Genomic DNA, 14497 nt, shown 5'->3' with positions numbered 1-14497 from the left:
CCGCCAAAGAGCATCCTGTTATAGCAGCATAAAAGCTATAATAAGTTCTGCAGAGTTCATTTCTGCAAGGCTTAATAGCTTTGCTATAGACTAGATGCTCCACTTACAAGGCAGCACCTTAAGGCAATCGCTTTGCTGATAAATTGCTGCTCACACGGGGATATACAGTAGTAATCAACGGTGCAGCCGTTGCACCTCCCGCAACTTCCCTGAAGAATCTCATAATCAATGGTGGAACTGTAGAAGGATATATATGTCCGCCATCATATTGTAAAAAGACTACCGGATCGTTAATGGGCGAGCTATAGCGCGTACCTAAAAGTCCACCCGGGCCGGTAGCCCATACAGTGCCAGTGGGAGAGCATTGATTTAAATTACGGATGGCTAGCACGTCCTGCTGCTGATAAAGAAAAGTATCTTTAATATCCTGCGTGCCTGCAGCGTGTATGACCGGTATTGGCTTTTTCCCCGCTATGGTATCCATATCACCTCCGGATGGGCCAATCCCTGCTAATTTGCTTCTGCGGCCCGGCCACAGTGCATTATAAACGAAAGCAGCGCCGTTAGACCAGCCATGAGCAAATACAAGGCTTAGATTGGCATTGTATTTATTTTTCAAAGTAGTTAGCATCGCATCGAAGAACTTTAAATCCTGATCTATATTACCATTAAAGCAATTCACTTCTCCAACCCTTGTCTGCCAGCCAGACTGGCGGCAGGTAGAGTCTAATATTTCTCCCTTTGTACGTAGCCCTTGCGGGTACACTACTATTGCTTCGGGCCAACTCAGTTCAAAACCTTTTGCAGCATAAGCCGAATCGGTACCACCATGCCCATGGAAAGCAAATACAACCGGAGATGCAGTACCTGTGCCATTAACAGGAGGATGCACTAACGCTTCACGGGCAACACCAGCAACTGTCCATGTTAGTTTTTGAAATACAGAGACATTGACGGTATCGCTGCGCGAAACACCACTGTTGTCTGTAACGGTAAGCCTGAATTTATATATTCCTGGTTTGAGTGCACTTACTTTTGTTGCAGCAGCCGTTGGCTTGGCAATCGTAGCAGTAGATACGCCACTGATTTGCTTCCACAGAAAGGTAACAGCTCCCTCGGCATCAGAGCCGCTGCCAGAAAGAGTTGTTGAGGTGGAGGATGGATATACTACTACTTTGTCTGGCCCTGCATTCACTTTAGGTGGCTTGTTTGCTGCGGCAGCTAAGATCGGCAACGAGACAAACAAGGTAAAAATGGTTTTCATAAGTAGGGGCATGATTCAATTTTAAAGGTTTATTTGTTTGTTTTTACAAACAGCAGTTTTAATTACAGCATAATATTACGATGTTTTTTAAAGGAATGGTCGTTTGTCCTATAAATATTTTTTATCATAATCCAGCTTTGTTTCAGTCCCGGGGTATTGTCTTAACCCGATACTACGTTATGCCGCAATTATGCTATCCGGCTTTCAAGCATAGAATCCGCGCTTTTAAACACTTATAGCCGCTCTCCCTGCTCCTAAAAGCAGTTTGTAACTGTATGCCTGTTTTGCGCATTTACAAGACGCAAAAAAGCCGTCAATTTTACTCCAATTTTACCAGCTCAAATCCTATTCCTAATTGCTCGAATGCACTCTCCAGACGCTCTTTGTGAGTATCGGTTATAAACACCTGGGCTTGCTGTTGCACACATACTTTATGCAATAAATTGTGCATCCTCGCAGCATCTAACTTTTCAAAAATATCATCAAGCAGGAGCACCGGCGCAAAACCTTTGTATTGCTTAAGAATATTAAACTCTGCCAGCTTTAATGCAAATAATAAACTTTTGCGCTGCCCCTGCGAGGCAATATTTTTGAAGGCTTGCTGCTGCATACTAAACTCCAGATCATCTTTATGAATGCCGGCACCGGTGCGCTGCAAATACAAATCGCGCGGACGGTTTTCGCGCAGCAACCGCTGCATACTATTATGGTGCAACTGGCTGTAATAATTTATATGCACTTCATCGCCTTTACCGGCAATGCTTTCGTATTCCTGCTGCACCGCAGGGATAAACTCCTGCATAAAATCATTGCGCCGGTTATAAATATTAGTAGCCCTTTCACTTAGTTGCTCATCTAAAATATCCAGCAGCGCATCATCCAACCTGTTATGCTCTGCTGCCGCCTTTAGCAGGCTGTTGCGCTGTTGTAATATTTTAGTATAATCAATCAGGTTTTTTAAATAGTCTTCATTTAACTGCGACAGCAGTGTATCTATAAATTTTCGTCTTTCTTCGCTGCCATTGCTGATGAGTTCCACATCATCGGGTGCAATCATTACACATGGAAAGCGTCCAATGTGCGAAGAGAATTTTTTATACGCATCGCCATCTATTAAAAACTCTTTGCGGTTGTTTTCGCGCAATATGCACAACAGCTCAAAGTCTTGCTGCTGGCGCGTTACCGTAGCCTGTAGCCTGAAGCCCTGCATACCCTGATGCACATTTTGCGCATCAGGGCGCGAAAAATAACTTTTGGTAAAACAGAGGTAATGAATGGCATCTAAAAGGTTGGTTTTACCGCTGCCATTGGCACCGCTGATGCCCACTACATTTTGAGTGAATGTAAAGGAATCAAACACATAATTGCGAAATTGCGTAAGCATCAACTGCCGGAAGAATAACATAGCTGCAATGTACAACAGGCAATATAAAAGGCAATCAATAAGCAGGTGCTATTGCAGAATTAGTTTAACATTAAATACAACCATTTACGCGTTAGTCCAAGGTTACATTTAGCTGTATAATAAAGGCATTAAAGTCTTCAAACAAACCATTTCTAATGGAAACAGCCATTACATTGGCCACACCGGCTTAGCTCATCACAGGAGCATAAGGTGTTTCATTATTCAAATCTGCCATTCAAAGGTTAGTTATGCTTTAAATTGCACACCTTTGCAATGGTTATTGTAAACAAAAACAAACAAATGAATTCCGTAGGTATTGGCACGCGTGTTATCAATTTTTTAGTAGATTTTTTGCTTATTTTTCTGCTTACATATGCAGCTTATAACGGCTGGACTTTTTATGTAACGTATTATGATTTTACATACTTCCCGTTTTATGAATTTCTCGCTGCCGTAACCTTTTTATATTACCTCTTTTTTGAAGGGATCTGGAGGCGTACACCGGGTAAATGGTTATCGCTTACCAAAGTAGTGAGCGCTAATGGCAAAAAGGCAACTTTCGGGCAAATAATAGTCCGCTCTGCCGTAAGGGTTGTGGGCATTATACTAATTGACAGCCTTTTTCTCCCCATTTTGGGAAAAACCCTACACGATTTTGCCAGCAAAACTTATGTAGTTGAAGTATAATATGTATTTTGGCAAAAAATTACACAACTTATGAAACACCGCATTTTTACAGCACTTGCTGCGTTTATATTATTGCATAGCTGTTCCAAAAACGACCATCCAAGCCCACCTTCCCCGCCCATTGTTCCCATTGAATTTACAGTATCACCCGATTCTGTAAAAGTGAACCCGTATGGCTATACCCCGTTATCTGCTTTAGTGAGTTTTACTACAGAAAAAGCAGGCAATACCGTACTTATTGTAAAGGGCAAGCATGGCTCCTTTACCGATATTGTTCACCGCTTTAATGATGCCGGTACTTCGCACTCTATACCCGTAATAGGTATGTATGCCGATTATAATAATACAGTGCTGCTAAGAGTGGTAAACAGCACCGGCGATACGCTTGCAAAAAGCACGGTTATGATTCAAACCGGCAGCCTGCCCGCCGACCTGCCTACTTCCATTACGCCACAAGACTTTGATACCACCGCAGTAGAACCGGGCATAACGCTGGTAAGTAGTCTGAGTACTTTTGGAGTACCTAACCGGCCTACTATACCTTACATGATAGATGATTATGGCGATATACGGTGGGTGCTCGACTACAGCAGTTATCCCGAACTGGCTACCATGTTTTTTGACGATGGTATTGCAAGGCTGCGTAATGGCAACCTTTACTTTGGCGACACAAAAACCAGTAAGATATATGAAGTGGATTTGCTGGGTCAAATAATAAATACCTGGGGCCTGTCCGGCTATATATTTCACCACAATGTGCAGGAGAAACCAGATGGCAACTTCCTCGTTACAGTGAGCAAGCCCGACAGTAAGAATACAGAAGGTCTTTCTACCATAGAAGATTATGTTATAGAAATAAACAGGCAGGGCGGTGACGTTGCTAACGTATGGGATTTGAAAGAATCGCTGGATGAACACAGAACGGTGCAGACTGTAAATAATCCTAACAAAGCAGACTGGATACATATTAACTCTGTAATGTACGATTCCACCGATAATACGATTATTGTGTCTGGCCGTACACAATGTTTAGTAAAGCTGGATTATAGCAATAATGTAAAATGGATAATGGCAGCACATATTGGCTGGGGCAAAAACCGCAGAGGAGAAGACCTTAACCAGTTTTTGCTAACGCCGCTCGATGCTTCGGGCAACCCCATCACCGATACGGCTGTTGTAAAAGGCTGGACCAGAACCGCCGACTTTGAATGGAACTGGTACCAGCACTCCAACATTTTTTTGCCTAACGGCGACATTATGATATTTGATAATGGTACCGCCCGTACACCTTATGCACCCGATGGCTCTACCAGCAACTCTGCTCCTGGCAAATACAGCCGTGCAGTAGAATATAAAATAGATGAAACGAATAAAACAGTACAGCAGATATGGGAATATGGCAAAGACAGAGGTCAGGAATGCTATGCCTCTTTTATCAGCAGCGTTCAGTACTTACCCGAAACAAACCATATCTTGTTTGCACCAGGTCTTAATACGCTGAATCCTGGTGGCCGAGGTGGCAGAATTGTAGAAGTTGACTACAGTACCGGGCAAGTAGTTGCCGAAAGGGTTATCAATACTGCTACTACCACAGCCTTTCACCGCGCAAAAAAAATGAGTGCTTATCCTGATAATCTATAAACTGGATGGTGTGCGCCATGAGCAGGAGATTAAGTGTATATCCTGCTACTTAATTGAAAATGATATTACTTGTTTATCAAACAACAAAGCCGCTGAAAATACCAGCGGCTTTGTTGTTAAGTATTTATATTAATTCTACCCCGTTTTTCGCTTTGATGCTTTGACTTTTTTAGTGGCTGCTTTTGTTGAGGTTTTGTTCGTCGCAGCCTTTTTGACGGAGGCTTTTTTTATAGCTGCCCTTTTTGCCGGCTCATCTGCTGGTGCTTTTTTGGCAGGAGCAGCCTTTGCTATTACTTCTTTTTTTGCTGCCGCCTTGTTTGGCTTTGCACGCTGCTTTGTTTCTTTTTGCGGCGCTGCTTCCTTTTGCTGTTTTACTTCTTTTTGTTGCTTCGCTTCTTTAACAGCTTTTGGCACCCATTCGTAGTCCAACTGCCGCTTATCAAGGTTTGCTGCTACCACTTTTATCCATACTTTATCGCCCATACCAAAGCGGCGCCCACTACGCAGGCCCACTAATGAGTAATCACTCTCTATTAACCTGAAATCATCAAAATCGGTAAGACTATTAATGCTTACCAGCCCTTCGCATTTTTGCTCCACAGTTTCTACAAAAAATCCAAAGGAGGTAACTCCGCTGATAACGCCTTCAAATTCCTCACCCAAAAAGTCGCGCATGTATTCTACCTGCTTGTATTTGTTGGCAGCCCGCTCACATTCCATCGCTGCCCGTTCACGCTCACTGCAATGGCGGCATTTTTCTTCCATTTTCTTATCAATAATGGGTGTGTTTTGCAGGCAACTTTCCAGTACGCGGTGTGCCAGCACATCGGGATAGCGGCGTATGGGCGAAGTAAAATGGCAATAATTTTCAAAGCCCAAACCATAGTGGCCGATATTTGAAGTAGTGTAGGTAGCTTTTGCCATGGTACGAATGCCCAACTGCTCCAGCACATGCTGCTCGGGCTTGCCTTGCACTTCGTCCAGCATGGTGTTGAAGCTTTCCGCAATTTTATCGGGCGTAGAGATGTCGAATTTGTGGCCAAATTTCTTTGCAAATTCTATAAAAGGTTTCAACTTGTCTTCATCCGGCGTATCGTGCACGCGGTAAGGAAAAGGAATGTGTTGTTTATTGATCTTTATTTTAGAAACATTCTCTGCAACCGTTCTGTTTGCCAGCAGCATCAATTCTTCTATCAGTTGGTGTGCTTCTTTACTTTCCTTTATTTCAATACCAACGGGTTTTCCCTTTTCATCCAACTTAAAACGGACTTCCTGCGAAGAAAAGTTGATAGCGCCTTTGGCAAAGCGTTGCATGCGCAATGTTTGTGCTATTTCATTCAGGAGTAATATTTCTTTTTTATACTCCCCTTTACCACCTTCTATTATCTCCTGTACTTCTTCGTAAGTAAAGCGATGATTGGAATGAATGACGGTTTTACCGAGCCAGTATTGCTTTACTTTTCCCTGTTTATTTATCTGGAATACCGACGAGAAAGTTAACTTGTCTTCGTGCGGGCGCAACGAACATAATACATTGGAGATATGCTCGGGCAGCATTGGGTTTACACGGTCGGGCAAGTACACCGATGTAGCGCGTTTATAACCTTCTTCGTCCAGTGCGGTTTGCGGCGTTACATAATGGCTCACGTCGGCTATGTGTACGCCCACCTCGTACCAGCCGCCTTTAAGCGTGCGGATGGAAATAGCATCATCAAAATCTTTAGCATCTACCGGGTCTATGGTAATAGTTAATGTATCGCGAAAGTCGCGCCGTATTTTTATTTCATGCTCTGCAATGGTTTCGGGGAGGCGGGCAGCCTCTTCCAATACATCATCGCCAAAGGCAAGCGGAAAACCGCTTTCGGCAATAAGGTTTTTCATGGCGCTGTCGTTCACATCTTCGGGCTTCAAAATAGCTGTTACTTCCGCTTCGGGCTTGCGCTCGCCTTTCTCCCATTTTGTTAATCGCACGCTTACTTTATCACCATCTTTTGCTTCGTTAATGTTTTCAAAAGCAATGTACATATCGGGCATCGGCCTATCGCTGTCGGGCACCACAAAGGCAAAGCGTTTGCCCATTTGCAGCGTGCCGATGAACTCCGTTTGCTTGCGTTCTACTATCTCGGCTATGCGCCCTTCTTTCTTGTGCGTAATGGGGTTTTCTTTTACCACTTTCACCTGCACGGTATCGCCATTGAGCGCGGTATTAAAGTCGTACGGACGCACCAGTACATCGCCGCTGCCATCGGCTATCACTACATAACCAATGCCCGAGCGCGTTACTTCCAGCGTACCTTTTAGTAAATGACCATCGGGATGATGCTTATGAGATGGATGTTTTTTTTTCTTCTTTTTGTCTCGCATTATTTGTTTGAGTTATTACTTACAAGCCATACAATAATATAGCCTGTTTTATTTGAAGCTTTTAATTTTTTAAAGGTAAGGAAAAGTTGATGCAGAGAATATTGTAAAGAAGGTGTGACAGTATATGGGTTTACACTTTTATTTCTCTGCTTAAAAATTAAAATTAATACACCACTCAACACTGCAAAAGAGCGGACCGTCTATTCATCAGAGAAGACTCATTCTCTTTTATAATAAATCCATGCTTGCTACACCTCAGCCGCCGGAGAATGAGCTACAAAGTCGTGCAACAATTGATTGAACTGCGCACCTTCACCAAATAAAAACTGATGCTTTACAGGCAATACATACAGCGGCAAATCGCGCAATGCTTCACTAAATTTAAGCAGGCGTACCGCATCTTTCTCGGTAGTAAGAATAAATGTATTAATGCCCTGCAACTGCCCATATTTTTTGCGCATTTCTTTTAAATCATCAATGGTAAAAATATGATGGTCGCTGTAAGATAATTCTGTAAAAGAAGCTACCTGTGCAGTAAGATAATCCTTTAAAGGCTGCGGATTGGCAATGCCGCATACCAGCAATACTTCCTGCTGCGCCGTAATGCCAATGGGTTGCTTTGTAATGATATGATAGGGCTGCCCGTATTGGATAGCAGTAAAAAAAAGATGTTGCTGCTCCTGCAATTTTATCTGCTTTACTATCTTGTTTTTTTCATCTGTACCCAATGTAGCAGGGCACTTTGTAACCACAATAATATGCGCCCGTTTATACGAGCGGCGTTCATCGCGCAAATCGCCGGTGGGCAAAAACCAATCGTTATAAAAAAGGTTATTGTAATCGGTAAGTAAAATGTTGAGACCGGCACTGATAGCTCGGTGCTGAAAAGCATCATCCAATATAATTACCTCCGTCCCGGGACGGTCGTGCAGCAGTTGCGGAATAGCAACCAGCCGTTCTTCGCCTACAGCCACTGCCACTTGCGGAAACTTTAAATGGAACTGCATTGGTTCATCCCCGATCTCTAATGCGGTAGTCGTTTCGTTGGCCAGGCCATAGCCCTTGGTTTTACGCTTATAGCCACGGCTTAAAGTTGCTACTTTAAAACGGGATTGCAGCAGTTCTACCAGGTACTCCACCATGGGACTTTTGCCGGTGCCACCAACCGATAAATTGCCTACACAAATAAGTGGAAAGTTGAACGTTGCAGACCGCAGTACTTTTTTATCGTACAGCCAGTTGCGCATGGCAATTACCAACCCGTACAGCAAGGCAAACGGCAGTAGTAAAAGACGGATGGAGCGAGTAAAAATGATATTAAAATTCATAGATATGGTGCGGCGTAATGCAATAATTTAAAGGTATATCAAATGCATGGATGTCGCTGATGGTTTCTACCGGCTCAAAGTAAGAGAAGCCGATTTTTAGTACTTCTTCGCGGCATTGGTTGAGATAACGGTCGTAAAAACCTTTACCATAGCCAGCACGATGTCCCTTTTTATCGCACACCAGCAGCGGAATAAATATCATATCAATTGCTTCGGGCTTTACCACTTCGCCATCTGTTGGCTCTTCAATTTTATAAGCATTTTGTGTAAATTCCGTTTGTTCATTTACAAGCACTGCACGCATGGTGTAGGTAGCAAAATCAATTACCGGATATGCCACCTGCAAGCCCGGAATCTGGTGCTGCAAATAACGCTCGCACAGGTGTACATCGGGCTCTGCCGTATGTGGCATAGGCGCATAAGTAAGCAACACACGTACATCGCTGAATGACAATTGCTGAAACTGGATAAGCAGCAAATCATCCAACTTCATTTTTTCCTTTTCAGTTATAGCTAAACGCTTTTGCCGGTAGTGTTCGCGCAATTCTTTTTTTGTCATAATAAGGCTTTCAACTGGTCTTTAATAAGCATTGCCTGTTCCCGCACCAATGCTTTATTAATTATTGTAGCAGCAGGAATTGCACCGATTTTTTTATAACCGCTCCATTTTTCTATTTCGCTTTCATAATGCAGGTACTGGTCGTTGAAGAGCCAGCCTGCCACATCCAGATTATTTGCTTTGCAAACGGCAGCAGTTAGTAAAGAGTGATTGATGCTGCCCAGGTAATTGCGGCTAACGAGTATGACGCGGGCATCTAATTTTTTAATCAGATCTATTATAAATTCACTTTCGTTTAAAGGTACTAATAATCCGCCGGCGCCTTCTATAATAAGCGGTGAATGATGTGAGTGGTGAGTTGCCAGTTGTGAGTAGGATTGATAAATGGCTGCTATATCAATGGTAATATTTTCTTCTCTTGCAGCAATGTGCGGCGAAGCAGGCAATTGTAGTTTATATACTTCGGGAAAAATAACAGTTTGTGTATTGCTGATTAACTCTTTTACAGTTAATGTATCGGTACCATCATCAAAGCCCGCCTGTACCGGCTTCCAGTAATTGGCCTGCAAAGCTTCGGTAATGATGGCTGCGGCTACGGTTTTGCCAACACCGGTGCCAATGCCGGTAATAAAAATTGGTTTCATATACAAAGAATATACTTTTTAACCATTATTTCAATGGTATATCGCGCTTCATCATGTTATCGCGGTTGGCCATTGCCCATGCAGTGTAGAATATCAGCTTGCCGCGTTTTGCCATGAGGTTGAAATTGATTTTATCCACCGTATCGCTTGGTTGATGGTAGTCGGCATGTACCCCATTGAAATAAAAAATGACTGGTACACCATGCTTGGCAAAGTTGAAATGATCGCTGCGGTAATAAAAACGGTTAGGATCTTTAGGATCGTTAAAGCGACGATCTAATTCCATATTGTTGTATCGCTTGTTAATGCTGTCACTAATAGGCAATAAATCGCTGCTCAGTTTATCTTCACCAATAGTGTACACATAATTGAGTGAATCACCTTTGTAACCAGGGTCAATTCTGCCCACCATATCAATGTTCAAATCTACCGAAGTGCTATCCAATGAAAACAGCGGATGATCGGTATAATAGTCACTTCCCCACAAACCTTTTTCTTCGCCCGATACGGTCATAAATACCATGGTGCGGCGTGGAGGATGCCCGTCCTTTGCGGCTTTGGCAAAAGCAGTGGCAATCTGCAATACACTTGTTGTACCCGAGCCATCATCATCGGCACCATACCAGATGGTATTGCCTTTTTTGCCAAGATGGTCGTAGTGTGCGGTTACAAATACATATTGGTTTTTCTTGTCTGTCCCCGGCAATACGCCAATCACATTAGAGCTATTAAGATTAAGGGTGGTTTTTTGTTCATTGAAAGAAAAGGAAGTTGGATAAATACCGCGGATGACCGTTTTTAAATCTTTGAAGTTGTTTAAAGGCTGTTGCAAAATAGAAGCTGCCATTTGCAAGGAGATATAAATAACCGGAACGCTATTGGCTTTTTTATCCATATACATGGCACCTTTAAGCGAAGCAGCCGCTGGCTCCGGAAAAGCTCTTTTAATAATGAGCAGGCCTTTGATGTTTTTGTTCCTGATGTTGGATGGCTTCATGCGATTGGCACGCATATTTGCATACGTTTTTGCAGCTTCGGTGCTGTCAATATCGGCAGGTGTGCCATCAATTACCATCACCCATTTATTTGTTACATTCAATCCATCAAAATTGTTGTTGGCCGAGTCGCTTAATCCATACGAAGCAAAAACGACGTCCTGCACATGCCAGTTGCCTTCTGCCAAAAAAGCGGGACTTAAAGTAAAGTCCTGGTACATTTCCGCTGCATTATCGTTAATGCTTAAAGATGCTGCAATCAGCGAATCCTGGTACACCGGGTATTGCAGTTGATAACCATTGGGCGTACCCGGCTGCAAGCCGATTTTTTTAAAATAATTTTCTATATAGGCCGCTGCTTTCTTTTGTCCCGACGTTGCGGTTTCGCGTCCTTCCATGCCGGCGCTGGCAATCACGGTTAGCTTTTCTTTTAATGCTGCCGGCGTTATTACGGAGGCATATTTTGCAGCCATATCTTTTTGCTGCGCAAATACAGTGGAAGCTAATAATAAGCTACACGCTACAAACAAATTCTTCATCATACGCTATTAAATAAAAACATCAAAGATAATGGTGGGAGGATAAGGTTGAGCGGCTTGGGTTTAATGAACGGGCTTCTACAGATGATGTAGAAACTTTTATTGACAGTTGCAACGAATTAACGTTCTTCTTTATTCAAAAATTCACTTGCCTGTCATTCATTCATATAGAAGGTTTACAAAGATGACAGTAGTTTTTCAAACACAGATTATTAACTGAATAGGTGAAAGCCTCTATTAAAAATAGAAGTGTATATTTGGTTTTGCTAAAAGATTATAGCAGGTACGGGTGCTTTCGTCAATGGGCAAGTTTATACAGCTTTAAGTAGGTGCAGAATGTTAATTCGTTATTTGCAAATATTAAATGCACAGTAAAGCAAGTTATTCTTCCAAACTTCAAACTCCAGATTCTTACTACTTCGCCCTATTCTCAAAGCTGCATTGATACACCGTTTCGTTGCCTGCTAAGTCCACTGCCCGTATTTCCAGCGTGTGCGCTCCCGGTGGGCAGCGATCGTCAAAATCATACGTATAGCGATTGTTTCTTTGCCTGAACATAATCCAGCGCCCATCAATATAGCCATTGAATGATTGCAGGTCGCCGGTTTCATCTTTGGCTTCAAACACCAGTTGCTGGTCTCTTATAAAAATAGCGCCATCATACACATTGATCGGTCTTACTGTTGGCGAAAGTGTATCCAACTTTAAATAAAACTGTCCAAAATTCATCCACCTTGCTGCTGCCCAATCACCTTGCCAGATACATTGTTGGGCATCTTTTCTTCGACCGCTTTGCATTACCATTATTACTTTCTTTTTCATACTATCGGGCAGCAAAACAGCTGACTTGATGCGCACTGTATAAGCCGTATGCACCGGCTGGCGATAATCACCAATACTGTGCAGTGCAGATACTGCCTCCGGCGGTGCATTAGAAGCATTGTACCGTAGCAGCACCGTATCGTACAACGCATTTTCATCCAACGATATTTGCACTGCTGCATTTTCAAAAGTGGCAGGCTGGTTAGGTGCCAGCTTTTGTACGATATTGTCGCCCATTTTATTTTCGGGAAAATGCACACTGCTGTCGCGCTGTATCCCAAACTGCAACAGCGAGGTATTGCCTGCAACATCCAGCACTTCCACTTCTACCTGGTGAACGCTATCATCATTCAACTGCAAAACGCCATCGCCAGCCGAATTATAAAAAGGAGCATGATTGCCGGGCAACCGGCTCAGGTGCTGCATGTAACCGTGTCCATCGTACCGCATAAAATAATCAATACCGGCATTAATATAGCGGCTGTCGCCATAAATACATTCTTCTATTTTAAACTCGTTATAAAGACTGTCATCCACATATAAATCAGCTTTGTACACACCAAACGAAAACGAATTATCCATTTTATCCTGCATACTCAAGCCAAAACTAAACTTGCCATAAGGCACTTTTATTACTGCATCAGCCGGTGTATAAATCCTCTCGCCAACCTGTACCTTTTTGTGCAATGGAAACATACGCGGATTGTTTTCGTATATACTTTGGTTTCGATCAAAAATACCCAGCCGGTACAGTGCCGGCGGCACATGATCGGGAATGTTGAGATCGAACAAAAGCGGGTTGTAATTATGACCATCCGCCAATCCGCTATCTCTTATTTCAAAGTGCAGGTGCGGACCTTCGCTGCCGCCTGTATTGCCGCTCCAAGCAATAAATTGTCCCTGTTGCACGGGAAATTGACCGGGTGAAAAATCAATATCCTGCTCCCAGCTTTCAGTAGCGTATTGCTGGTTGCGTACAAAATCTTCCAGTTCCATATAGAACTTATTTAAGTGTCCATACACAGTAGTATAGCCGTTGGGATGTGTAATAAAAATGGCATGCCCGTAGCCATAAGGTTCTATGCGTATATGGCTTACATAACCATCTGCAGCAGCTACCACCGGCAGGTTTTCGCGTTGTTGCGTGCGTAAATCGAGCCCCATGTGATAGTGATTGGTACGCAAATCGCCAAAGTTGCCGGCGAGCGAAGGCGCAATATTGAGCGGATAGCGAAAATAATTTTTGGGGTAGGATTCAGGAGGCTTGCTTACAGCCGTGTTACCAGTATAAAAAGGCGATTCGAGAACGTGAAAAGGTGCAATAAAAAGAAAAAAGAAAAAAATAATAAAACGACTCATTACAACTCCTGATATCTGTTAATTTGTTGAATAAATAATTTGACTGTTATGGTTTCAGACTGTTAGTCTTTTCCATCCTTCGTGCCAGCAACTAAAACAATTGCTGTTCCATTCTTGTAAACCCGGAATTGGATTGCATTACAAATATGCTTAAAAGAAATGAGAAGGATAGTGTAGCGCCAGTTACTTTAGGCGGAGTTGCATATATTCGGGAGTTGTATGCGAAGTATAACAACAGCATGGCGGCCAGCGTAAAAATTAAAAAATAGGCTTACACAGTATGGATAATACTTCTAACGACTGTAGCATTGCCTTGACTTCTTCTTCATTTATATAAATGACTATGGCATTCTGGTAATTTCCATTGCAGCCTTTGGATTACTTGCGCCACTATTAACTTTAAAAATACGTGCAGGTACTTTTACACTTACAAAATACTACATTCATGCGTTTATGTTTAAAAGGCATGTATTTGCAAAGTGCGACATTATGGATATTATAGCTGCGGAGATTGAACTTAGTGACAGTTCATCCCAAACATCATATAACTAATTCCTGATCTTACGGAATGAGGATATCCCGCACTTCGCAAAATTTTGAATGTTATGCGCTGCCGTTATAGCTATTTACGAATTACGCTATTCATCACCCTCTACGTCATTCACACTGGCGCGGTCGCCGCCTAACAACCGGTTTTCTTTGTTGTCATTATCATATTCATGTGCTTCCTGTTGTATTAGTTTATCCAGCGTAGTTGCAGGTGCTGTTTCTTCCTGCGGCATATCGCTCGTACCACTCTCCTCTTCACGCCGCTTTTCATTTTCGTTCCAGGTTTCCTGCACATTATTCAGTTCAGTGCCTTTGTGGGGATTGTTTTCCATAGTTTACAT

The 14497-nt window shown here is 42.8% G+C and carries 11 protein-coding genes; 2 read left to right on the top strand and 9 right to left on the bottom strand.

Annotation, left to right across the window (positions count from 1 at the left end; genetic code table 11):
• Positions 1-118 precede the first annotated feature (118 nt).
• Together FC093_RS02000 and recF are read right to left on the bottom strand one after the other, a co-directional pair.
• Positions 119-1276 carry an alpha/beta hydrolase family esterase gene (locus FC093_RS02000; protein ID WP_170970963.1) on the bottom strand — a complete coding sequence of 386 codons (1158 nt, stop codon included), beginning with the start codon at positions 1274-1276 and terminating at the stop codon, positions 119-121.
• 307 nt (positions 1277-1583) lie between these two features.
• Complete coding sequence (gene recF, locus FC093_RS01995; RefSeq protein ID WP_137260055.1) at positions 1584-2669, bottom strand: DNA replication/repair protein RecF; 1086 nt, start codon at positions 2667-2669, stop codon at positions 1584-1586.
• A gap of 300 nt (positions 2670-2969) precedes the next feature.
• Between recF and FC093_RS01990 the strand changes: the two genes are divergently transcribed.
• Both FC093_RS01990 and FC093_RS01985 read left to right on the top strand, forming a co-directional pair.
• Positions 2970-3356, top strand: a complete 387-nt coding sequence (locus FC093_RS01990) for an RDD family protein (protein ID WP_170970962.1) — start codon at positions 2970-2972, stop codon at positions 3354-3356.
• A 30-nt stretch (positions 3357-3386) separates the two neighbouring features.
• A complete protein-coding gene (locus tag FC093_RS01985; protein WP_137260053.1) occupies positions 3387-4997 on the top strand; it encodes an aryl-sulfate sulfotransferase in 1611 nt (536 codons plus the stop codon).
• 135 nt (positions 4998-5132) lie between these two features.
• On the opposite strand, the gene rnr is transcribed toward FC093_RS01985, so the two are convergent.
• The 7 genes from rnr to FC093_RS01950 all read right to left on the bottom strand — a co-directional run bounded on the left by rnr (position 5133) and on the right by FC093_RS01950 (position 14488).
• Positions 5133-7361, bottom strand: a complete 2229-nt coding sequence (gene rnr, locus FC093_RS01980; protein WP_137260052.1) for a ribonuclease R — start codon at positions 7359-7361, stop codon at positions 5133-5135.
• 248 nt (positions 7362-7609) lie between these two features.
• On the bottom strand, positions 7610-8689 hold the full coding sequence (gene lpxK / locus FC093_RS01975; RefSeq protein ID WP_137260051.1) for a tetraacyldisaccharide 4'-kinase: 1080 nt from the start codon (positions 8687-8689) through the stop codon (positions 7610-7612).
• Positions 8679-9248 (bottom strand): 5-formyltetrahydrofolate cyclo-ligase, encoded by a 570-nt coding sequence (locus FC093_RS01970; protein WP_137260050.1) that lies wholly within the window; start codon positions 9246-9248, stop codon positions 8679-8681. Before FC093_RS01970 ends, lpxK begins: the two co-directional genes overlap by 11 nt.
• On the bottom strand, positions 9245-9892 hold the full coding sequence (gene bioD, locus FC093_RS01965) for a dethiobiotin synthase (RefSeq protein WP_137260049.1): 648 nt from the start codon (positions 9890-9892) through the stop codon (positions 9245-9247). Before bioD ends, FC093_RS01970 begins: the two co-directional genes overlap by 4 nt.
• A 25-nt stretch (positions 9893-9917) precedes the next feature.
• Entirely contained in the window at positions 9918-11429 is a 1512-nt protein-coding gene (locus FC093_RS01960) for a M28 family peptidase (RefSeq protein ID WP_137260048.1), read from the bottom strand.
• Between the two features lie 411 nt (positions 11430-11840).
• Positions 11841-13607, bottom strand: coding sequence for a M23 family metallopeptidase (locus FC093_RS01955; RefSeq protein WP_137260047.1), 1767 nt, complete (start codon positions 13605-13607; stop codon positions 11841-11843).
• A gap of 638 nt (positions 13608-14245) precedes the next feature.
• Entirely contained in the window at positions 14246-14488 is a 243-nt protein-coding gene (locus FC093_RS01950; RefSeq protein ID WP_137260046.1) for a hypothetical protein, read from the bottom strand.
• Positions 14489-14497: the final 9 nt, after the last annotated feature.

It is taken from the genome of Ilyomonas limi (assembly GCF_005233845.1).
Lineage (GTDB): Bacteria > Bacteroidota > Bacteroidia > Chitinophagales > Chitinophagaceae > Ilyomonas > Ilyomonas limi.
Note: the sequence above shows the minus strand (reverse complement) of the source record. Positions and strands in the feature narration are given on the sequence as shown.

What these genes read in the sequence shown, in the direction of transcription:
- FC093_RS01985 (WP_137260053.1), top strand. Translation starts at nt 3,387, where the DNA reads ATGAAACACCGCATTTTTACAGCACTTGCTGCGTTTATATTATTGCAT.
- recF (WP_137260055.1), bottom strand. Translation starts at nt 2,669, where the DNA reads ATGTTATTCTTCCGGCAGTTGATGCTTACGCAATTTCGCAATTATGTG.
- FC093_RS02000 (WP_170970963.1), bottom strand. Translation starts at nt 1,276, where the DNA reads ATGCCCCTACTTATGAAAACCATTTTTACCTTGTTTGTCTCGTTGCCG.
- lpxK (WP_137260051.1), bottom strand. Translation starts at nt 8,689, where the DNA reads ATGAATTTTAATATCATTTTTACTCGCTCCATCCGTCTTTTACTACTG.
- FC093_RS01990 (WP_170970962.1), top strand. Translation starts at nt 2,970, where the DNA reads ATGAATTCCGTAGGTATTGGCACGCGTGTTATCAATTTTTTAGTAGAT.
- bioD (WP_137260049.1), bottom strand. Translation starts at nt 9,892, where the DNA reads ATGAAACCAATTTTTATTACCGGCATTGGCACCGGTGTTGGCAAAACC.
- FC093_RS01955 (WP_137260047.1), bottom strand. Translation starts at nt 13,607, where the DNA reads ATGAGTCGTTTTATTATTTTTTTCTTTTTTCTTTTTATTGCACCTTTT.
- FC093_RS01970 (WP_137260050.1), bottom strand. Translation starts at nt 9,248, where the DNA reads ATGACAAAAAAAGAATTGCGCGAACACTACCGGCAAAAGCGTTTAGCT.
- FC093_RS01960 (WP_137260048.1), bottom strand. Translation starts at nt 11,429, where the DNA reads ATGATGAAGAATTTGTTTGTAGCGTGTAGCTTATTATTAGCTTCCACT.
- FC093_RS01950 (WP_137260046.1), bottom strand. Translation starts at nt 14,488, where the DNA reads ATGGAAAACAATCCCCACAAAGGCACTGAACTGAATAATGTGCAGGAA.
- rnr (WP_137260052.1), bottom strand. Translation starts at nt 7,361, where the DNA reads ATGCGAGACAAAAAGAAGAAAAAAAAACATCCATCTCATAAGCATCAT.